Origin of the sequence: Pseudomonas sp. FP1154 (assembly GCF_030687245.1) — a bacterium.
GTDB lineage: Bacteria > Pseudomonadota > Gammaproteobacteria > Pseudomonadales > Pseudomonadaceae > Aquipseudomonas > Aquipseudomonas rhizophila.
This window is the reverse complement of sequence record NZ_CP117465.1, coordinates 1,409,960-1,430,088: the sequence shown is the minus strand read 5'-3', so window position 1 is coordinate 1,430,088 and position 20,129 is coordinate 1,409,960. Positions and strand designations below refer to the sequence as shown.

The following is a 20,129-nucleotide window of genomic DNA, read 5'->3' as shown; positions in this document are numbered from 1 at the left end:
CTATCTTTCTGACGCAAAATTTTTGCAACTCAACTGGCCAGCTTCAAACCGTGATCCACCCACCAGACATAAGCCTGATGAGCCAGTTCATCGACGCTGTGGCTGGATGCATCCAGAGCCAGGGTCAGGGGCTCGCCAACAGGGGATTGAAGGGTGGCAAACTGGCTGTCGATCAGGGTCGACGGCATGAAATGCCCCGGACGATGGGACACGCGGTCGGCGGCCACTTCAGGGGTCAACTCAAGAAATACGAAGCCCAGGCCCGGCAAGGCACTGCGCAGACGCTCGCGATAACTGTGCTTGAGGGCCGAACAGGTCAGCACCGGACGCTCGCCCATCGCATCGACACGGCGCAACTCGTCGCACAGGCTGTCAAGCCAGCCGGCACGGTCGTCGTCGTTCAAGGGGATACCGGCGCTCATCTTCTGGATGTTGGCCGCAGGGTGGAAAGTGTCGCCTTCAATGGCGGTGGCGCCGCTCAACTGGCACAGGGCCTGGCTGACGCAAGTCTTGCCGCAACCGGCAACGCCCATGATGACCAGGGCGGTGATGGGATTATTCATGTAACACCTCAGCGCGCAGACAGCGCTACCTTTGCAAGTTGTGACACCAGAGCAAAAGCAGAAGTTGCCGACGCCTTCTTGTCATTTTTGTGGTTGCAGCATGTTCGTTCACAACGCTAACGGTCAGGGCTCAGGCAAACCCCGCTCACGCATTTGCAGCCGCGTCGAGACAGCGCTACCTTAGTGCCTTGATTTTTGTTTGGCAAGCCGCCCTGATGACCGTCACTAAAAACGATAAGAATACCCGCACCACCGGTCGCCCCACGCTCAACGAAGTCGCACGCCTGGCCGGTGTCAGTCCTATCACCGCCTCCCGTGCCCTGCGCGGCGTCAGCACCGTTGCCGAAAGCCTGGTGGAAAAAGTCCGCCAGGCCGCCCGCGACCTGAACTACGTGGTCAACCCCGCCGCCCGCGCCCTGGCTTCGGCCCAGAGCCATTCGGTGGTGGTGCTGGTGCCGTCGTTGTCCAACCTGTTGTTCATCGACACCCTGGAAGCCATTCATCGTGTGCTCAGGCCCAAGGGCTTCGAAGTGGTGATCGGCAACTATCACTATTCCCGGGACGAAGAAGAAGACCTGCTGCGCAACTACATGGCCTATCAGCCACGCGGTCTGTTGCTGACCGGCTTCGACCGTACCGAAAGCGCCCGGCGCATGATCGAGGCCAGCAACATTCCCTGCGTGTACATGATGGAACTGGACCCCGGTGCGGGCCTTAACTGCGTCGGCTTTTCGCAACTCAAGGCCGGCGAGACGGCGGCCGAGCACTTGATCTCCCGGGGTCGCAAGCGCCTGGCCTATGTCGGCGCACAACTGGACCAGCGCACGTTGCTGCGTGGCGAAGGTTTTCGCCGTGCTTTGCAGAAAGCCGGCCTGTACGACCCGGATCTGGAACTGCTGACCCCACGGCCATCCTCGGTGGGCCTGGGCGGCGAACTGTTCCTGCAGTTACTCGCCAGCCATCCGGACGTCGATGCAATCTTCTTCGGCAACGACGACCTGGCCCACGGCGCGCTGTTCGAAGCCCTGCGCTGTGGCATCAAGATTCCCGAACAGGTTGCGGTCCTGGGCTTCAACGATTTGCCCGCCTCGGCCCACATGGTGCCGCGCCTGAGCAGCATCAGCACGCCACGGGAAGCCATCGGCCAGCGCGCCGCCGAACAGATGCTCACGTTGATGGCCGGCAACCGCATCGCTCAGCCGGTGGTGGACATGGGATTTGAACTCAAGGTTCGCGAAAGCACCTGAGCCCGACGGTCATGTGCGGTCGATCCATGCCGTCCGACGGCAAGGATTGGCCGCCATGATCGCCGGCATACGCTACACAGGCCTTTGGATCCAGGGCTCGCGACGGCGGCATGGGATTTGCTCCTGCACATGGCTCAGCCATAACCGCAGGTATCCATCATGTTGGTCAGTGCACAACAGCAAACGATGATTTTGCTGCCCAAGCGTCCGGGCGAGGATCCCACCGCAGAAGCCGCCAGCGGCCTGCAAAGCGCCGCGCTGCAGGCATTGCGCGATAACGTCCAGGCTCAGGCCAGCCAGGGCAGCACGCAGGTGCAGGCTTCGATCGCGCGACAAGCCACACAGCAGGTCAATGCCGCCACCGCCATCAGCGACAAGGTTGATGAAGCGTTTGCCAAGACCCGGGTTCAGTTGCAGACCGTTGCTTCATCAGCCTCCGATGAGGCCAAGACACAGGGCAGCTCTGCTCTGGACGCATTCAAGGACTACATGAGCAAGACGCCTGAAGAGCGTCTGCGCGACAGCATTCTTGAAGAGATGGGCATCACCCAGGAGGAGTTCGAGGCGATGCCGCCCGAGAAGCAATTGGCGGTCAGTCAGGAGATTGCCCAGCGCATGCAGGACAAGACGGCGATGGCGCAGGTCGAGAAGGACCAGGAAAGTCGCACTTCCGGCAAAGACCCGGCTACGGACATGTTCCTCGCCTCGCTTTGATAGGCTGCTGGGGTCAGCGGGCCGATGGCCGGGATGCATCCCTGGCCCGTCGCCCGCTGGCGTCGATTCAATGACCGAACAGATTCACCTTCTTGGCCTTTTTGTCGGCGCGCTTTTCATCGGCGGTCTTCGCCGGTTTTTTCTTTGCCGCTTTTTTTGAATCCATGCCTTTGGCCATGATACGTACTCCACTCATACGGGATGTGAAGTCAGGTATACACCTATCGCCGCAGACATGTTCTTTTATAATCACCCTCCCCTTCACCGCCCCCTGACTTTGCCATGTCCCAGATCCACTACACGCGGCTCGACGAACCCTTGTGGCCGCTGATGAACAAGTTTTATCGCGCCCACCAATCTTCAATGAAAGCGGTGCGTGAAGCGCAGTTGTGGGTGGCGCGGCAGGATGAAATCATCGCGGCCCTGTGCTTGCGAGCGGTGTCGGGTGGGCATTGGCTGACGGGGTTGTTTGTCGACCCGACGTATCGCATGCAGGGGATCGCGGCGCGCTTGATCGACGAAGCGGTGAAAGGCGTGGAAGGACCGGTCTGGTTGTTCTGCCATCCTGATTTGCGCGGCTTTTATGAGCGGCTGGGGTTCAGCTTCGACCCCGTGCTGCCTTATGCGATGGCCGAGCGCCTGAGTCGCTATGCGCGCAGCAAGCCGATGATTGCGATGGGGATGGAGCCTAAAACACTCTCCTGAAGCGCATCACAATCCAATGTGGGAGCGAGCCTGCTCGCGATAGCGGCGTGTCAGTCAACAGCTTCATAGCTGACTCACCGCTATCGCGAGCAGGCTCGCTCCCACAGAGGGTTTGCGTAGGCTAGTCGTCCGCCGCCGGGTCCAGGTCCGGAAACATGACCTCGGTAAAGCCGAACTTACTGAAATCGGTGATGCGCGAGGGGTACAGCCGCCCGATCAGGTGGTCGCACTCATGCTGCACTACCCGCGCATGAAAGCCCGAGGCCGTGCGCACAATGGCTTCGCCTTTGGGGTCAAAGCCTTCGTAGCGAATGTGTTGATAGCGATCGACCGCACCGCGCAGGCCCGGCACCGACAAGCAGCCCTCGAACCCCTCCTCCATCAGTGGGCCCAACGGCGTAATCAGCGGGTTGATCAGGATCGTCTGGGGCACCGCCTCGGCGTCCGGGTAACGCTCGCTGTGCTCGAAGCCAAAGATCACCAGTTGCAGGTCGACACCGATCTGCGGCGCGGCCAGGCCGACGCCGCCCACACTTTCCATGGTCTGGAACATGTCGTCGATCAACTGCCACAACTCTGGGCTGTCGAACATTTCCGGCGGCACCGGCGGGGCAATACGCAGTAGGCGTTCGTCGCCCATTTTCAGGATTTCACGAATCATGGTCAGGTTTCGTCAGTGTGGGGGTGAGGAATGGAATGGTCACGGCCCAGGCCCGACACATGCTGTTTTTCGTGCTCGCCCGGGCTCTTTTCACCACGGTCCTTGCCCTCGGCGGACATGTGCTCGATCACCGCGTTCATCTCCGCACCGAGCAACAGCACCGCCGAAGAAATGTAGAAGTACAGCAACAGCACGATGATCGCGCCGATACTGCCATACATGGCGTTGTAGTTGGCGAAGGTCTTGACGTAAAACGCAAAGCCCAGGGACGCGATGATCCACACCACCACCGCCAGCACCGACCCCGGTGTAATAAAGCGAAACTCCTGTTTGACGTCAGGCATCACGTAATAGATCAACGCCACAGCCACCATCAGCAAAAACACGATCACCGGCCAGCGCACGATGGTCCAGAGTGTGACGATGAACTCCTCCAGCCCGACCTGGGCCGCGATCCAGCCCATCACCTGCGGCCCGAGCACCATCAGCGCCGCGGCGGCCAACAACATGCCGGCGATGCCGATGGTGTAGAAAATCGACAGCGGGAAGCGCTTCCAGATCGGACGGCCCTCTACCACATCGTAGGCGGCGTTCATCGCACTCATCATCAACCGGACACCGGCCGAGGCAGTCCACAACGCAATGACGATACCCACCGACAACAACCCCCCCTTGGATTGCTGAAGCTGGTCGATCACCGGGTTGACCTGCTCCAGGGCCTGGGGTGGCAACACCAGCTCCGATTGCAGGCGCAGCCAGGAGAAGAAGTCCGGCAAATGCAGGAAACCGATCAGTGCGATCAGGAACAGAATGAAGGGGAACAGCGAAAACAGCATCTGGTAGGCCAATGCCGAGGCGTAGGTCGACATCTCGTCGTCGAGAAACTCGGTCACGGTGCGCATCATCACACGATGCAAGGGCAAGCCTTTCAAGGCCGGGAACATCATGTGCGTCTCCTTTCGCCGCAAAAAAGGAAGGTCGCCTGGCGACTCTCGGGGTTGCTATCCAAGACAAAAGTAACCTGTTTGGCGACTTTGGAACAATTTCCCCGGTGCAAGTTCGAGCAGACATGACAACGGCCACCCGCGGATGGCCGTTCCAATCGGTTATTCAACAGGCCGGTTATGCCTCGTCAACGCCTTTCTTGACTGCGTCCTTGGCCTTGCCCACGTTTTGCTGAACCTCACCTTTTTTCTCCTGAACCACGCCCTCAGCGCGCATGCGGTCATTGTCGGTGGCCTTGCCGACGCCTTGCTTGATGTTGCCGACGGCTTCGTTGGCAACGCCCTTCACTTTATCGCTCGTGCTACCCATGATGTCTCTCCTGTGAACAACTGTACGAAAAGTCATTACATAAGGGTTGACCGAGGCCGTTTGCGGGGAGTTTCATTTTTTCAGCAGCGCATTTCATCGTCAGATGCAGGTTGAGCTTTATGTTTGCCGATCCACCCCCGAGAATGCCCCACGTATTCAGGCTGCGACCTGAAGCTCCAATCTCGTAGGAACGTTATGAAACTCGATAAAAAGCAGGCCATCGCCCGCAGAAACCAGGAACTGGGCGGCGCCGTACTGGGCGTCAATAACTGCCACTTCAGCGAATTGAACCGCAACCGCAACATCTTCTGGTTCGATATCCCGGTGGCACGCCTGGCCATCGGTCAGTACGAATGGATCCACCTGCTGCTGCACACGCCGGCCACCGATGAGCTGCTGCACCTGAAGGTACCGACCGTGTTCCTGCGCGAAAAAATGGAAGGCCTGGAAGTACGCAACCAGGGCAAGCGCAAGGCGGCCCTGAGCCTGGAGCTGAGCGCCGACAAGGATTCGTACCTGCAGGACATGCGCCCGGGTGGCACCAACCTGGATTTTGCCCAGTTTCGGTTGTAACCAATCCGTATGGCTGCCGGGCTTCCTGTGGCGAGGGGATTTATCCCCGCTGGGCTGTGAAGCAGCCCCACGCTTTCATGAGCCACACCAATCTGTCATACAAGAGGCAGGGGGTTGCTGCGCAACCCAGCGGGGATAAATCCCCTCGCCACAGATTTTTGGGGCCTGCCAGGGCAATCCCAAACAAAAAGCCCCGCACTGGCGGGGCTTTTTGTTGGCAGCGGTTTTACTTCTTCAGACCCAACTTCTTCAGTTCTTCATCACGTAACTCGCGTCGCAGGATCTTGCCCACGTTGGTGGTTGGCAGCGCGTCGCGGAATTCCACCGCCTTGGGCACTTTGTAGCCCGTGACGTTGGCGCGCATGTGTTCCATCACCTGCTCTTTGGTCAGCGTGACACCCGGGCGGGGCACAATGAAAATCTTGATTGCCTCGCCGGATTTTTCGTCCGGTACACCGATGGCCGCGCACTGCAGGACGCCCGGCAGGGTCGCCAGCACGTCTTCCAGCTCGTTGGGGTATACGTTGAAACCGGAGATCAGGATCATGTCTTTCTTGCGATCGACGATGCGCATGTAGCCGTCCGGCTGGATCAGCGCGATATCGCCGGTCTTGAGCCAGCCTTCGCTGTCGAGGATCTCGTCGGTGGCGTCCTGGCGCTGCCAGTAGCCCTTCATGACCTGTGGACCTTTCACACACAGTTCACCGATTTCGCCCAATGGCAGTTCTTCGCCAGCGTCATTGATAATCTTGCACAGCGTCGACGGCACCGGAATGCCGATGGTGCCAATCTGGATTTTCTGGATCGGATTGACCGTGGCGACCGGGCTGGTTTCGGTCATGCCATAACCTTCGCAGATCGGGCAGCCGGTAACCTCTTTCCAGCGCTCGGCCGCCGCCAGTTGCAGGGCCATGCCACCGGACAACGTCACCTTCATTGCCGAGAAATCCAGGTTGCGGAAGGCTTCGTTGTTGCACAGGGCCACGAACAACGTGTTGAGGCCGACAAAACCGCTGAACTTCCACTTCGACAGTTCCTTGACCATCGCCGGGAGGTCGCGCGGGTTGCTGATCAGGATATTGTGGTTGCCGATCAGCATCATCGCCATGCAATGGAAGGTGAAAGCGTAGATGTGATACAGCGGCAGCGGCGTGATCAGGACCTCGCAACCTTCGTTGAGGTTGGACCCCATCAGCGCCTTGCACTGCAACATGTTCGCCACCAGGTTGCGATGGGTCAGCATCGCGCCCTTGGCCACGCCAGTGGTGCCGCCGGTGTACTGCAACACGGCCACGTCGTCACTGGTGGGGTTGGCTTCGGTCACTGGCTGGCCGTGGCCCTTGCTCAGCACATCGTTGAACTTGATGGCCTTGGGCAAGTGATAAGCGGGGACCATCTTCTTGACGTACTTGATCACGCTGTTGATCAGCAGACGCTTGAGTGGCGGCAGCAAATCGGCAACTTCGGTGACGATCACATGCTTGACGCCCGTCTTGGGCACCACAGCCTCGGCCAGGTGCGCCATGTTCGCCAGGCACACCAGCGCCTTGGCGCCGGAGTCATTGAACTGGTGTTCCATTTCCCGCGCGGTGTACAGCGGGTTGGTGTTGACCACGATCAGGCCGGCGCGAATCGCACCGAACACGGCAACCGGGTACTGGAGAACGTTGGGCAGTTGCACGGCGATTCGATCGCCAGGCTGCAAGTCGGTATGCTGTTGCAGATACGCAGCAAAGGCACCGGACAATTCATACAGTTCCCCGTAGGTAATTGTCTTGCCCAGGTTGCTGAATGCCGGCTTGTCGGCGAAGCGTTGGCAGGACTGCTTCAACACCGCCTGAATATTCGGATACTCGTCTGGATTGATGTCGGCAGCAATCCCAGCTGGGTACTTATCCTTCCAAAAGTCTTCGATCATGGAAGCCCACTCCTCAGCAACGCGAATTCTCACCGCATTTGATGCGATTATTATTGGTGTGTGTTTATTGGTGAATCTGGCCTAATTCAACGCCGAGAAGTCACAAAAGCGCGCCGAGAGTAGCAGCTTTGCCAAGGGTCGCCTAGAGCCAAAAGTGGCCCCTATAGTCATAAATATGACTCAAGAATATGCAGTGGTCATTTTTAGAGTAAAAATACTAAGCACTGGTTAATCACTGCGAATACATAAAAACCGTGGGAGCGAGCCTGCTCGCGATGGCGGCGCCTCAGTCGACATCTCTGTCACTGATACACCGCCATCGCGAGCAGGCTCGCTCCCACAGGGTTTATTCCAAAGGATGGCCGGCCTCAGGCGATATCCCGCAACTCCCGCCGCAATATCTTGCCCACTGGCGTCATCGGCAACGACTCTCGCAGCACGATGTGCTTGGGTATCTTGTAGCCGGTGAAGTTCTCCTTGCAGTAAGCCTTGAGCTCCTCAAGGCTGACGCCCGTTTCGCGTGGCACCACGAACAGTTTCACCGCCTCCCCCGAACGTTCGTCCGGCACACCGATCACCGCGCAGTTGGCAACTTTCGGATGGGCCATTACCACGTCTTCGATTTCGTTGGGGTATACGTTGAAACCCGAGACGATGATCATGTCTTTCTTGCGATCGACGATGCGCACGAAACCGTCCGGGTCGATCACCGCGATGTCACCGGATTTGAACCAGCCTTCGCTGTCCAGCACCTCGGCGGTGGCTTCGGGTTTGTTCCAGTAGCCTTTCATGATTTGCGGGCCCTTGATGCACAACTCACCGCGCTCGCCCAGTGGCTGTTCGGCGCCGTCGTCGCTGACCACTTTCATGAGCGTGCCCGGCACCGGCAGCCCCACCGTGCCCAGCCGGGACTTGGTGCCGTAGGGGTTGGTGCAGGCCACCGGCGAGGTTTCGGTCAGGCCATAGCCTTCGGTGATACGGCAGCCGGTGAGCTGTTCCCAACGCTCGGCCGTGGCCTTGACCAGCGCAGTGCCACCGGAGTTGGTGAGCTTGAGGCTGGAGAAATCCAGGGTCTTGAAATCCGGATGGTCCATCAACGCCACGAACAGCGTGTTGAGCCCCAGCAGCGCCGAAAAACGCCAGTTCTTCAGCTCCTTGATAAAGCCACCGATGTCCCGCGGGTTGGTGATCAGCACGTTGTGGTTACCGGTGACCATCATGCACATGCAATTCGCCGTGAAGGCATAGATGTGGTACAGCGGCAGCGGCGCGATCATCACCTCCTGGCCTTCGCGCAGCAACGGTTGGCCGTCGTCGCCGAACTGGCCCAGGCATGCCCGGGCCTGCTGCATGTTCGCTACCAGGTTGCCATGGGTCAGCATCGCCCCCTTGGCAAGGCCGGTGGTGCCGCCGGTGTATTGCAGCACCGCGATGTCCTCGAGGCTGACTTTCAGCGGTTTGATGCCATGGCCCCGCCCCAGGCGCAACGTGCTCTTGAAGGAAACGGCCTGGGGCAGCGAATAGTCAGGGACCATCTTCTTGACCTTGCTCACCAGCGTATTGACCAGCCAGCCCTTGGCAGTGGGCATCAGGTCGCCCATCTTCGCCTCGATGAGATACTGCAGATCGGTGTCAGGCAGCACCTCCTGGACTTTCTGTCCGAACAGGTTCATGTACACCAGTGCCCGGGCGCCGGAGTCCTTGAACTGGTGGCGCATTTCCCGCGGGGTGTACAACGGGTTGGTGTTGACCACGATCAGCCCGGCGCGCAAGGCACCGAACACGGCGATGGGGTATTGCAGGACATTGGGCATCTGCACCGCGATACGATCGCCAGGCGCCAGGTCGGTATGGGCTTGCAGGTAACCGGCGAAGGCAGCGCTGTAGCGCTCGAGTTCGGCATAGGTCAGGGTAACCCCCATGTTGCTGAACGCCGGACGGTCGGCGAATTTCTTGCAGGAACGCTCGAACACCTCGATCACCGATTTGTAGGCCCCCACGTCAATGTCCAGGGGCACGCCGGCCGGGCGTTTGTCATTCCAGAAATCAGGCTGCATTGTTTTTATCCTCTTTACCTGAACGTGTCCGGGCCGCTTCTGTGGCTCTTGCACAGGCGGTGCTCTTGGGACACTAGCAGCTATGGCCAATCAGGCAAATATGGCAACCTGCTTCATAGATTGTGTGAATCTACCTGCCACGACTAACGTAACGTGACTTGATCAGGCGAGACGCAACGGATGCGCTATACAATGCAGCGACGCTGTGTTTGCCCTTGTGTATGCCCGTGAGTAAAGGAATGACCATGATCCACCAAACGTTCATGCTCACCGCCACCGACCACACCCGCCTGTTCGTCAATCAGTGGCTGCCTGAAACCGCCCCTGAAGCGGTGATCATGCTGGCCCACGGCATGGCCGAACACAGCGGCCGCTACGCGCGTCTGGCCCGGGCGCTGTGCGATGCAGGCTACGGTGTCTACGCGCCGGACCTGCGCGGCCATGGCAAAACCGGCGAAGCAGCGACGCTCGGCCATTTTGCCGACGAGGATGGCTGGGCCAAGGTGGTCGGCGACCTGGCCAGCCTCAATCAACACATCGGCCAGCAACACCCCGATGTTCCCATCGTGTTGCTGGGTCACAGCATGGGCAGCTACATCGCCCAGGGTTACCTGTTACATCACAGCGCCAGTCTGCACGGGGCGATTCTCAGCGGCTCGAATTTCCAGCCCGTGGCGCTCTATCGTGCCGCGCGCCTGATCGCCTGTTTCGAGCGCAAGCGCCAGGGCCCAAAGGGCCGCAGCGCCCTGATCGAGTGGCTGTCCTTCGGCAGTTTCAATAAAAAATTCAAACCCACGCGTACCCCCTTCGACTGGCTCAGCCGCGACCCGGCCGAGGTCGACAAGTACCGCCTCGACCCGCTGTGCGGCTTTCGTTGCACCAATCAGTTGTGGGTCGACCTGCTCGGCGGGTTGCAGCAGATCAGCAAAGCGTCCAATCTCGCCCAGATCGATCCGGGCCTGCCCCTGCTGGTGATCGGCGGTGAATGTGATCCGGTGAGTGAAGGCAAACGTCTCAAGGATCTGGCCGACGCCCTGCGCGGCGCCGGCAGCCAGCACTTGCAATTGACGATTTACCCGCAAGCCCGGCACGAACTGTTCAATGAAACCAACCGCGATGAAGTGACGGCCGACGTGCTGGCCTGGATTGCCCAGGCCCTGAGTCACAAGCGACCGCCACGCAGCGAATAGGTTTGCAGCGTTTTCCTTTACTCGTCACAGGATTTGATAGATGACCCAGGTTACCAACATCCCCTACGAAGCCCTCGAAGTCGGTCAGACCGCCAGCTACAGCAAGACCGTCGAAGAGCGCGACATCCAGCTGTTCGCCGCCATGTCGGGCGATCACAACCCGGTGCACCTGGATGCCGAATTCGCTGCGGCGAGCATGTTCAAGGAGCGCATCGCCCATGGCATGTTCAGCGGTGCACTGATCAGCGCGGCGGTGGCCTGCGAGCTGCCTGGGCCGGGCACCATCTATATCGGCCAGCAGATGAGCTTCCAGAAGCCGGTGAAGATTGGCGACACCCTGACCGTGCGCTTGGAGATCCTTGAGAAACTGCCGAAATTTCGCGTACGCATTGCCACTCGCGTGTTCAATCAGCGCGATGAGCTGGTGGTGGACGGCGAAGCGGAAATCCTCGCGCCACGCAAGCAGCAGACCGTGACCTTGCCGACGCTGCCGGCGATTACTGTCGGCTGATTACCACTATCTAAAGTGAATGACCTGTGGCGAGGGGATTTATCCCCGCTGGGCTGCGAAGCAGCCCCCTGCGCTCGGGCAGACACACCTCAGAGGTCTTGAGATATTGGGGCCGCTTCGCGCCCCAGCGGGGATAAATCCCCTCGCCACAAAGTTATTGCAAGTCTTCACGCACCTGCACGCTCGCCGTCATCCCCGCGCTCAGGTTTACCCCTTCAGGCACCTTGTCCAGCTTGATCCGCACCGGAATCCGCTGGGCCAGGCGCACCCAATTGAAGGTCGGCTCGACCTCCGCCAGCAACTGCGCATCGGGATTGGTATTGCGGTCGGTAATGCCGCGGCTGATGCTTTCGACGTGGCCTTGCAGGGCATGACCGGCGCTCATCAACCAGACCTTGACCGGATCGCCCACGCGGATCCTGGGCAGTTTGGTTTCTTCGAAATAGGCCTGCACATAAAACGTTGAATCGTCGATCAGCGCCATGACCGGTTGCCCGGCATTCACGTAGTTGCCCTCGGCCAGGCGCAGGTTGGTGATATGGCCGCCCCGTGGGGCCAGGACCTGGCTGCGGGCCAGGTTGAGTTCGGCGACCTTGGCCTCGGCCTGGGCCTCGCGCAGTTCGCCCCGGGCGATGCCGGCGTTGATCTGGGCGTTTTCCCGCAACTCGGCGCTGATAGCCTGGGGCCCCAGAGCGGCGCGTCGACTGGCTTCGTGTTCACGCAAACTCAGTTGCTGCTGCCGGGTCTGGACCACCGCCCGGGCTTTCTCCAGCGCGGCCTCGAAACGTTCGCGGTCGATGCTCAGCAATAAATCGCCGGCCTTGACCTGCTGGTTGTCCACCGCCTTGAGCTCGCGCACCCAACCCGACACGTCGGGGGCGATCACCACCACGTCGGCGCGAATCCGCGCATCCCGGGTCCAGGGCGTGAGCATGTAGTACTGCCACAGATGAAACCCGGCGAAGATCGCCACGGCCACCACGCTCAGCGTGACGGCAACACGTACGGAAGTACGCATGTTCAACTCCTTATAGCGGTCCGAGGACCACGGTAATAACAGTCAGGACACAGACATACAGGGCGCAGTCGAACAAGGCTTCATGCCAGATCCAGCGCCCGGCCGGCACGAGGCTGAGCAACAGGCGAAGCCCACCGGTCACCAGCAAGGCCAGCACCACATAAATCAAGAACGGGCTGAGCAAAACCCCGCCTATCGACCACTCACGCAAGCCCATGGCTGTGCTCCCGTTGTTCAGGTTCGTGCTGACGGCACCAGGCGCGCCAGCTGTTCTGCAATTGCACCACCGCGCCCTGGGCCAGTTTCAGCGCATCGCCGGGCGGTTGCGTCGACAACACCTTCAGGAACTCGTCGCTCGCCGGGCCGAGTGCTTCGGCCTGATCAACTGCCGGACCGCGCTCAAGCACCTGCTCCAGCGCATCGAAGTAACGGCGCTGGGCCCGGTTGTCGGGCATTTGGGCGACGGCCAGACTCAAACGCAGGTGCAGCAACTCGTCACCCATGTCCAGGCCAAGCAATCCGTCATCCCAACGGCTACGCGCCGGCACCGGCAGTTCGGGATAATGCCGCGCCAGTTGCAACAGCCGATCAGCCATGCGTCCGCCGAACCAGCTCTCGGCGCCCCGCAGGCTACGGCGCGTCAACCGCACCAGATCATCCAGCGTGGCGGCCAGCAGGCGCCGGCTATGCCAGGCCGGATCGCGCAGAATCAGCAGGTTGAAGGCCAACACCGCCGCACCCACACCGATCATCATCGCTTGAGCATTGTTGAAGAACGCCGCCACGTCATATTTCATGGCGTTGAGCGGCGATATCAGCACCACGAAATGCAGACAGAACGAGGTGGCCGTGGCGAAAATCTGCGGCTTGGCCATACCCAGCGCTCCCAGGAACAGCGGCACGCCCATGGCCATGCACAACATCGCAAAACTGCTCCACTGCGGCAGCAAAATCTCACCGATGACAAACGCCGTCGGCACCGCCAACAGAATTCCCCGAAGAAAACTCATGCCGATCTGCGCGCCGTTTTCGCGACTGGCGAACAGACTGCACACCACGCAGGTGAGCACCAGCGCGCCTGAGGCGGCGGGCCAGGCAGTCGCCAGCCAGAAACAGGCGACCGCCAGAAACGCCAGGGCGCTACGCGCACCAAAGACCATGGCCAGGGGCAGGTCACGATGGGGCGCCAGGGTGCGAGGCGGATCCACCGCCTCCCTGCCCTCTTGCACCGCCTTCAAGGCTGCGCAGGCAGCCAGGGCGGTATCGAGCAACAAGGCGAAGCGGGCCAGGCAATAACTTTGCGCCGGGCTGATCAGTGGATCGTGGGATGCATCCAGCACCCGTGGTCGCAAGGCTTGCAGGGTCGCGCTGTCGGCGTCGAGGGCTTGTTGCACCTCGCTCATCCACGGCTTGAGGGCCTCGGCTTCCTCAGGATCGAGTTGTTTCCATTGCCGCCGAACCGAGCGGGAGATGCGCAGCAGCATCAACAGTTTCTGGCTCAGAGCGCTGATGGCCCGAGCCCGTTGCCGACCCAGGCTGCCTTCGAACCAGGCGTGTTCACGCTGGGCGTCCACGGCGACGATCTTGCCGAGGATTTCCAGCAGTCCTTTACGGGCCTGGGCGTCGCCCCTCAGGGTGGCACGGGCCGCCTGCATGCCGCTCTGCCAGGCGACACGGGCCTGATCGGCCAATTGCCGCTCGACCCGCAACGGCCAGAGCAACGCGCTGGCCGCCGTGGCGCAGACAATGCCCAGACTGATCTCCGTACAGCGCGCCACGGCCTGATCGAACACCCCCAGCGGATGGGAAATGGCCGGCAAGGCAATGATTGCCACTGTGTACCCGGCCAGCACGAACGAATAGGACCAGGCGCTGCGCAGCAGTGTGGAGCAAGCCGTGCACAAGCCCAGCCACACGGCCAGCGCCAGTAGGAACAACCAGGGTGCCTGAGCAAACAGCCCCATGAACACCACCGACATGACGGTGCCTACCAGTGTGCCGACCAATCGCGCCAAGCCTTTCTGCACCACCATCCCGGACAGCGGTTGCGCCACGATGATCGCGGTCATCAACGCCCATGAAGGCTGCTCCAGGCCCCAGCGCAAGGCCAGCCAAAGCGCCAAGCCGCCACCAAGCACGGTCTTGATGGCGAATTGCACAGCGAGGCGGTCGGGAGCGAACAGGGCCTGGAAAGTAATGGGCACGCGAAAAACTCTTATGAGGACGCAGTAACGATAGATGCAATAAAGGGTGATGGAGGGCGCAATTATTAGCTGGCTATCTATTTGAGTCCAGAGCCACCGTTACATGATCGGCATAAAAAAACGCCAGACAGGCTGGCGTTTTTTGTAAAGCGCGCGTGTTTAGCTGGCGCGCGCCTGGTTACGCAGGGCTTTTACCTGGTCATGGTTGCGCTGCACACCATGGTACTGACGCTCAACCAGATCGCGAATACCAACCAGGTTGTGCTTGCTGATTTTCTCCATGGCTTCTTTGTAAGCCTTAAGGGCATGGTCTTCACCGCGCTCGGCTTCGTTGAGCACTGCTTCTTCGTCCTTGCCAGTGAACATGGATTTCACGTCCACCCAACGGCGATGCATATCACCGGCAACGCTGGTGGAAGTTTCCGGATCGCCACCCAGGGCCCGTACGGCAGCTTGCAGCTCAGCCGCGGCGGCAGCGCAGTCTGCGGCGCGCTGGACGAACAAATCCTTGAGTTGTGGATGCTTGATGTCTTCAGCGCAAGTCTTGAAACCTTCCTGACCATCTTTGCTGGTCTCGATCAGGTCGTTCAGGACGGAGATGGATTCTTTGTTGATGTCGGTCATTTTTCAATTCCTTTGCTTGGTGAATAAAAAACCTACAAGGAATATTGCATCGGTCGTGCCAGCCGCAATCACAAATAAAAACATTAAAAATCAATAAGTTAATCAATCGCTCGATAACTGTATCCGTGTTCTTTGCATGATCTGTCATTTGGCCTGCATGCAGAATGCCTGTATTTTCCAGGCTGACTGAATCAAGACCCCTGCCATGAACCCGGAAAAGCTCGAACTGCTGGTGACACGCCAGATGCCCTTCGGCAAATACAAAGGCCGAATCCTGGCCGACCTGCCCGGGCAGTACCTGAACTGGTTCGCTCGCGAGGGTTTTCCTCACGGGGAACTGGGCGGTTTGCTGGCGCTGATGCAGGAGATCGACCACAACGGTCTGTCGGATCTGCTTGACCCCCTGCGTGCCAAACACGGCAAACCCAAGCCCCAACATTGATTGAGCCACGCCATGCCCGAGAACACCCTGCGCGCCCACGATGAAGCTTTCTGGGAAACTTTTGTGGGTCGCTACGATGTCGACCCCAATGGGCCGCTCAATCTGGAAAACGGCTACTTCGGCCGCATGTCCCGGACCGTGGTCGAGGAGTACCAACGCAATATTGAGTTCGTCAATCGCGGTAACTCGGTGTACGTGCGCCAGCATTTCGACCGGGACCATGGCGAAGCGATTCGCCAGCAAGTGGCGCAACTGATCCACGCGTCCCCCGCTAGCGTAGCGCTGGCCAACAGTGCCGGCGACGCCCTGCAAACGCTGATTCGCAACTACAACGGTCTCAAGCCTGGCGATCAGGTGCTGATCTGTGATCTGGAATACGCGTCGGTCAAAAGCGCAATGCGCTGGCTGGCCCGGCAGCGTGGCGTAGAGGTGATTGAACTCGTCCACCCGCACCCCGCCAGTTTCGAAAGCCTGGTGGGCACTTATCGCCAAGCGTTCATTCGTTACCCGCGCCTCAAGCTGATGGCGCTGACCTACGTCAACCACCTCACTGGGCTGGTGATGCCGGTCCAGGCCATTGCCGAAACCGCCCGTGAGTTTGGCGTCGATATCATTCTCGACGGTGCCCACGCCCTGGGCCAGATCGATTTCGATCTGAAGAAGCTCGGTATCGAATTCGCCGGGTTCAACCTGCAGAAGTGGATCGGCGGGCCGCTGGCCCTGGGCTTTTTATACATCGCACCGCAACGGCTGGCCGACATCGACCCGGACATGGACGAAGATCATTATCCAGCCGCAGACGTGCGCTCGCGAACGCCCCACAGCACGCCCAATATCCCGGCTTTGCTCACCCTGCCCTTGGTCCTGGAGGAGCACCGCTCATTGGGTGGCGCATCGGCCAAGGGCGTGCGGCTCAGTTATCTGCGCGACCTGTGGGTGAACGCCGTGCGTGATGTACCGGGGATCGAAATCATGACGCCGGACGATCCGCGCCTGTACTGTGGCATCACGTCGATGCGCTTCACCGCCCAGCCCGATCAACAGGCGATGGCCGATCGACTGCTCAATGACTACGGGATCTTCACCGTGGTGCGCAACACCAGTGTCGGGCCGTGTATTCGCATTACCCCAGGGTTGATCACCTTGGCGAAGGATATCGAGCGGTTGACTGCGGCGCTGATTAACCTGAGCCGAATGTAGTTGTGGCGAGGGGATTTATCCCCGCAGGGCGGCGCAGCAGCCCAGCAAGGAGGACTTAACTTATCTGACGCACCGAGATGTCGGTTTCGGGGCCGCTGCGCGCCCCAGCGGGGATAAATCCCCTCGCCACAAATCCAGCGTTCATCCAGCGCGGTACGATAAAACCCAGGCAAAAAAAAACGGCGCGCCGACCAAGCGCACCGTAAAACCGTAGAACACCCAACGAAGGTTCGGTAAGACAATCAGTCCAGCAGCGCCAGCGCCTCGGCGGTGCACTCCTGGATGCGGGCCCAGTCGCCGTTCTTGATCCACTCAGGATCAAGCATCCAGCTACCGCCCACGCACATCACGTTTTTCAACGCCATGTAGCTCTTGATATTGGCCGGGCTTACGCCGCCGGTCGGGCAGAATTTCACTTCGCCGAACGGGCCGCCCAGGGCCTTGATAGCCGCGACACCGCCGCTGACTTCCGCCGGGAACAGTTTGAAGCGGCGATAACCCAGGCCGTAGCCTTCCATGATGCCGGAGGCGTTGCTGATGCCCGGCAGCAACGGGATCGGGCTGTCGACGCTGGCTTCCAGCAGATCACGGGTGATGCCTGGGGTGACGATGAACTGCGAACCGGCAGCCTCGGCAGCGGCCAGCATATGGCGGTCCAGCACCGTACCGGCCCCGGTCACCAGTTCCGGACGTTGCTCGCGCAGCACCTGGATGGCCTTGAGGCCGTATTGGGAACGCAAGGTCACTTCCAGCGCCGTCAGGCCGCCGGCGGCCAGGGCATCGGCCAGCGGCAGGATGTCCTGCTCACGGGCGATGGTGATCACCGGCAGAATCCGCGCCTTGGCGCAGAGGCTGTCGATCAGGGTAACTTTGTCCGCCATGGAAACGGTCGGGGATGGGTTTGTCATAGCGGCTGATCCTTGGTTCATGGGCACCAGTAAATCTCTAACGTAGGTTGCAAAAACGCGCGGATCGGCATTTCGGCGACATTGTCACCGGCCACCGCAACGTTCAGGGTGGTCAATTTCGACTGACCGGAAATCGACAGCACTTTGTGTTTCGCCGAGGCCAGCAAAGCGCGACTCATGGTCAGGCGCTGGTGCGGCACGGTGGGCGCCAGCATCGGCCAGCAGCGGCGAGCACCATTGGCATCCAAGGCTTGAGCCAGGTTCGGACTGTCGGGGAACAGCGACGCGGTGTGCCCGTCATCGCCCATGCCCAATATCAGTACGTCGATGGGCGGCAGCTCGGCCAGCAAACGATCGGCCTGCTCGGCTGCGGCTTCCAGGTCGGCGCTGGCGCTGTAGAGGCTCAGGAACTGGGCCTTCGCCGCCGCACCTTGGAGCAGGTAACGCTTGAGCAGACCGGCGTTGCTGTCAGCGTGCTCAACCGGCACCCAGCGCTCATCGGCCAGGCTCACCACCACGCTCGACCAGTCCAGCGCCTGTTTGGCCAGGCTCTGGAAAAACGCCACGGGGCTGCGACCACCGGAGACCACCAGGGTCGCCGTGCCGTGCGCCTCGATGGCCTCGCGTAATTGCTCGGCCACCTTCAACGCCAAGCCCTCGGCCAGCAGCACCGGGGTTTTGAATTCGTGGGCGCTGACACCCTGCGGCAGTTTCACTTCAGATATCGCCATACCATGACCTCCCGTCCCGCGTGATCAGTGCAATGGAGCTCATTGGCCCCCAGGACCCGGCCGCATACGGCTTGGGCGCATCGCCGGATTTCTTCCATCCGGCAATCAACTGGTCACACCACGTCCACGCGGCTTCAATTTCATCTTTACGGACAAACAGGTTCTGATTGCCGTTCATGACTTCCAGCAACAACCGCTCGTAGGCATCGGGAATCCGCGCGCTGCGATAGGTGTCGGAAAAGTTGAGTTGCAACGGACCACTGCGCAATTGCATGCCCTTGTCCAGGCCTTGCTCCTTGGTCATCACTCGCAAGGAAATCCCTTCGTCCGGCTGCAGGCGGATGATCAGTTTGTTGCTGATCTGCAAGCGCTGCTCGGGGGCGAAGATGTAGTGGGACGGTTCCTTGAAGTGAATGACGATCTGCGACAGTTTCTGCGGCATACGCTTGCCGGTGCGCAGGTAAAACGGAACCCCGGCCCAGCGCCAGTTGCGAATGTCGGCGCGCAGGGCCACGAAGGTTTCGGTATCGCTCTGGGTGTTGGAGTTGGGCTCTTCCAGGTAACCCGGCACCGACTTGCCCTCGCTGTGGCCGGCGATGTACTGGCCGCGCACCACCTGAGTGGTCAGGCCTTCCGGGCTGATGGGGGCCAGGGCCTTGAGCACTTTGACCTTCTCGTCACGGATGCTGTCGGCGGACAGGTCGGCCGGCGGGTCCATGGCAATCAGGCAGAGCAACTGCAACAGGTGATTCTGGATCATGTCGCGCAGTTGGCCGGCTTTGTCGAAATAGCCCCAGCGGCCTTCGATGCCGACCTTCTCGGCGACGGTGATTTCCACATGGGAAATGTAATTCTGGTTCCACTGGGTTTCGAACAGGCTGTTGGCGAACCGCAGGGCGATCAGGTTCTGGACCGTCTCTTTACCCAGGTAGTGGTCGATGCGATAGGTGCGGTTTTCCGGGAAGAACTGCGCCACGGCGTCGTTGACCTTGCGCGACGATTCCAGGTCCGAGCCGATGGGTTTTTCCAGCACGACGCGGGTGTTTTCGCACAAACCGACCTTCGCCAGGTTCTCGCAGATCGCTCCATACACCGCCGCTGGGGTGGCAAAATAGGCAATGACCTGCTGGGCTGAACCGGCCTGCTCGGCCAGGGCGACATAGTCCTCGGCCTTGAGGAAATCCACGTGCAGATACGTCAGTCGCCCCAGGAAGCGTTCAACCACGGTCTCGTTCAGATCCTTGTCGCCCACGTAGCGGCGCAACTCCGCGGCGATGAACGCCAGGTGTTGCTGTTCGCTACCCGGCTCCCGGGCCAGGGCAATGATCCGCGTGTCCTCGTGCAACAGGTCCGCGCCATCGAGCTGATAAAGGGCAGGAAACAGCTTGCGCAAGGCCAGGTCGCCCAACGCGCCGAACAAGGCGAAGGTGCACGGTTCAACCGTAATCGAATGCATGATGTTTGTTCTTTTATCAAGTTAAGCTACAAATACCTTTTTTCAAGGCATCACTCAAGGAAAAATGTAGTAATAACCACAACATTTTTCGAA

The 20,129-nt window shown here is 60.1% G+C and carries 21 protein-coding genes; 8 read left to right on the top strand and 13 right to left on the bottom strand.

Translation table 11 applies throughout. The features are described 5' to 3' along the window. Positions 1-29 precede the first annotated feature (29 nt). On the bottom strand, positions 30-563 hold the full coding sequence (locus PSH91_RS06505; RefSeq protein WP_076386036.1) for a gluconokinase: 534 nt from the start codon (positions 561-563) through the stop codon (positions 30-32). A 215-nt stretch (positions 564-778) separates the two neighbouring features. Between PSH91_RS06505 and PSH91_RS06500 the strand changes: the two genes are divergently transcribed. The 3 genes from PSH91_RS06500 to PSH91_RS06490 all read left to right on the top strand — a co-directional run bounded on the left by PSH91_RS06500 (position 779) and on the right by PSH91_RS06490 (position 3,229). Then, entirely contained in the window at positions 779-1,810 is a 1,032-nt protein-coding gene (locus tag PSH91_RS06500; RefSeq protein WP_047228339.1) for a LacI family DNA-binding transcriptional regulator, read from the top strand. 159 nt (positions 1,811-1,969) lie between these two features. Further along, a complete protein-coding gene (locus PSH91_RS06495) occupies positions 1,970-2,524 on the top strand; it encodes a hypothetical protein (protein WP_076386038.1) in 555 nt (184 codons plus the stop codon). 282 nt (positions 2,525-2,806) lie between these two features. Then, positions 2,807-3,229: a GNAT family N-acetyltransferase gene (locus tag PSH91_RS06490; RefSeq protein WP_047228341.1), complete on the top strand. Its 423-nt coding sequence runs from the start codon at positions 2,807-2,809 to the stop codon at positions 3,227-3,229. Between the two features lie 121 nt (positions 3,230-3,350). On the opposite strand, the gene def is transcribed toward PSH91_RS06490, so the two are convergent. The 3 genes from def to PSH91_RS06475 all read right to left on the bottom strand — a co-directional run bounded on the left by def (position 3,351) and on the right by PSH91_RS06475 (position 5,204). Next, positions 3,351-3,890, bottom strand: a complete 540-nt coding sequence (def, locus tag PSH91_RS06485; protein ID WP_047228342.1) for a peptide deformylase — start codon at positions 3,888-3,890, stop codon at positions 3,351-3,353. Between the two features lie 2 nt (positions 3,891-3,892). After that, entirely contained in the window at positions 3,893-4,837 is a 945-nt protein-coding gene (locus tag PSH91_RS06480; protein ID WP_047228343.1) for a YihY/virulence factor BrkB family protein, read from the bottom strand. Between the two features lie 175 nt (positions 4,838-5,012). After that, positions 5,013-5,204, bottom strand: a complete 192-nt coding sequence (locus PSH91_RS06475) for a CsbD family protein (protein ID WP_047228344.1) — start codon at positions 5,202-5,204, stop codon at positions 5,013-5,015. 195 nt (positions 5,205-5,399) lie between these two features. On the opposite strand from PSH91_RS06475, the gene PSH91_RS06470 reads away from it, so the two are divergent. Next, positions 5,400-5,777, top strand: a complete 378-nt coding sequence (locus PSH91_RS06470) for a hypothetical protein (RefSeq protein ID WP_030139341.1) — start codon at positions 5,400-5,402, stop codon at positions 5,775-5,777. Between the two features lie 226 nt (positions 5,778-6,003). Here PSH91_RS06470 and fadD1 read toward each other — a convergent pair whose 3' ends face one another. Together fadD1 and fadD2 are read right to left on the bottom strand one after the other, a co-directional pair. Beyond that, a complete protein-coding gene (gene fadD1, locus PSH91_RS06465; protein WP_076386040.1) occupies positions 6,004-7,695 on the bottom strand; it encodes a long-chain-fatty-acid--CoA ligase FadD1 in 1,692 nt (563 codons plus the stop codon). 368 nt (positions 7,696-8,063) lie between these two features. Next, positions 8,064-9,752 (bottom strand): long-chain-fatty-acid--CoA ligase FadD2, encoded by a 1,689-nt coding sequence (gene fadD2, locus PSH91_RS06460; RefSeq protein WP_047228346.1) that lies wholly within the window; start codon positions 9,750-9,752, stop codon positions 8,064-8,066. 245 nt (positions 9,753-9,997) lie between these two features. Here fadD2 and PSH91_RS06455 point away from each other — a divergent pair, with 245 nt between their 5' ends. Both PSH91_RS06455 and PSH91_RS06450 read left to right on the top strand, forming a co-directional pair. Continuing rightward, complete coding sequence (locus PSH91_RS06455) at positions 9,998-10,942, top strand: alpha/beta hydrolase (protein ID WP_076386042.1); 945 nt, start codon at positions 9,998-10,000, stop codon at positions 10,940-10,942. A gap of 40 nt (positions 10,943-10,982) precedes the next feature. After that, complete coding sequence (locus PSH91_RS06450) at positions 10,983-11,453, top strand: MaoC family dehydratase (RefSeq protein ID WP_003184579.1); 471 nt, start codon at positions 10,983-10,985, stop codon at positions 11,451-11,453. Positions 11,454-11,607: 154 nt separating this feature from the next. Here the strand turns inward: PSH91_RS06450 and PSH91_RS06445 are convergent, their stop codons facing one another. The 4 genes from PSH91_RS06445 to PSH91_RS06430 form a co-directional block, all read right to left on the bottom strand. Further along, positions 11,608-12,471 carry an HlyD family secretion protein gene (locus PSH91_RS06445; RefSeq protein ID WP_076386044.1) on the bottom strand — a complete coding sequence of 288 codons (864 nt, stop codon included), beginning with the start codon at positions 12,469-12,471 and terminating at the stop codon, positions 11,608-11,610. Positions 12,472-12,481: 10 nt separating this feature from the next. Next, a complete protein-coding gene (locus tag PSH91_RS06440) occupies positions 12,482-12,688 on the bottom strand; it encodes a DUF1656 domain-containing protein (RefSeq protein WP_047228349.1) in 207 nt (68 codons plus the stop codon). Further along, on the bottom strand, positions 12,675-14,675 hold the full coding sequence (locus tag PSH91_RS06435; protein WP_305467632.1) for an FUSC family protein: 2,001 nt from the start codon (positions 14,673-14,675) through the stop codon (positions 12,675-12,677). The genes PSH91_RS06440 and PSH91_RS06435 overlap by 14 nt, the downstream gene beginning before the upstream one ends. Before the next feature lie 159 nt (positions 14,676-14,834). Then, positions 14,835-15,299, bottom strand: a complete 465-nt coding sequence (locus PSH91_RS06430; RefSeq protein ID WP_047228351.1) for a PA2169 family four-helix-bundle protein — start codon at positions 15,297-15,299, stop codon at positions 14,835-14,837. A 205-nt stretch (positions 15,300-15,504) separates the two neighbouring features. Here PSH91_RS06430 and PSH91_RS06425 point away from each other — a divergent pair, with 205 nt between their 5' ends. After that, positions 15,505-15,741: a DUF3820 family protein gene (locus tag PSH91_RS06425; RefSeq protein WP_047228352.1), complete on the top strand. Its 237-nt coding sequence runs from the start codon at positions 15,505-15,507 to the stop codon at positions 15,739-15,741. A gap of 12 nt (positions 15,742-15,753) precedes the next feature. Further along, positions 15,754-16,941: an aminotransferase class V-fold PLP-dependent enzyme gene (locus PSH91_RS06420; RefSeq protein ID WP_305467630.1), complete on the top strand. Its 1,188-nt coding sequence runs from the start codon at positions 15,754-15,756 to the stop codon at positions 16,939-16,941. A gap of 242 nt (positions 16,942-17,183) precedes the next feature. Here the strand turns inward: PSH91_RS06420 and PSH91_RS06415 are convergent, their stop codons facing one another. From PSH91_RS06415 to zwf, 3 genes are read right to left on the bottom strand one after another with little or no spacing between them, the layout of a single operon-like run. After that, entirely contained in the window at positions 17,184-17,849 is a 666-nt protein-coding gene (locus PSH91_RS06415; protein WP_047228354.1) for a bifunctional 4-hydroxy-2-oxoglutarate aldolase/2-dehydro-3-deoxy-phosphogluconate aldolase, read from the bottom strand. A 17-nt stretch (positions 17,850-17,866) separates the two neighbouring features. Continuing rightward, entirely contained in the window at positions 17,867-18,580 is a 714-nt protein-coding gene (gene pgl / locus PSH91_RS06410) for a 6-phosphogluconolactonase (protein WP_305467628.1), read from the bottom strand. Next, on the bottom strand, positions 18,567-20,036 hold the full coding sequence (zwf, locus tag PSH91_RS06405) for a glucose-6-phosphate dehydrogenase (protein ID WP_047228356.1): 1,470 nt from the start codon (positions 20,034-20,036) through the stop codon (positions 18,567-18,569). Before zwf ends, pgl begins: the two co-directional genes overlap by 14 nt. Positions 20,037-20,129 lie beyond the last annotated feature (93 nt).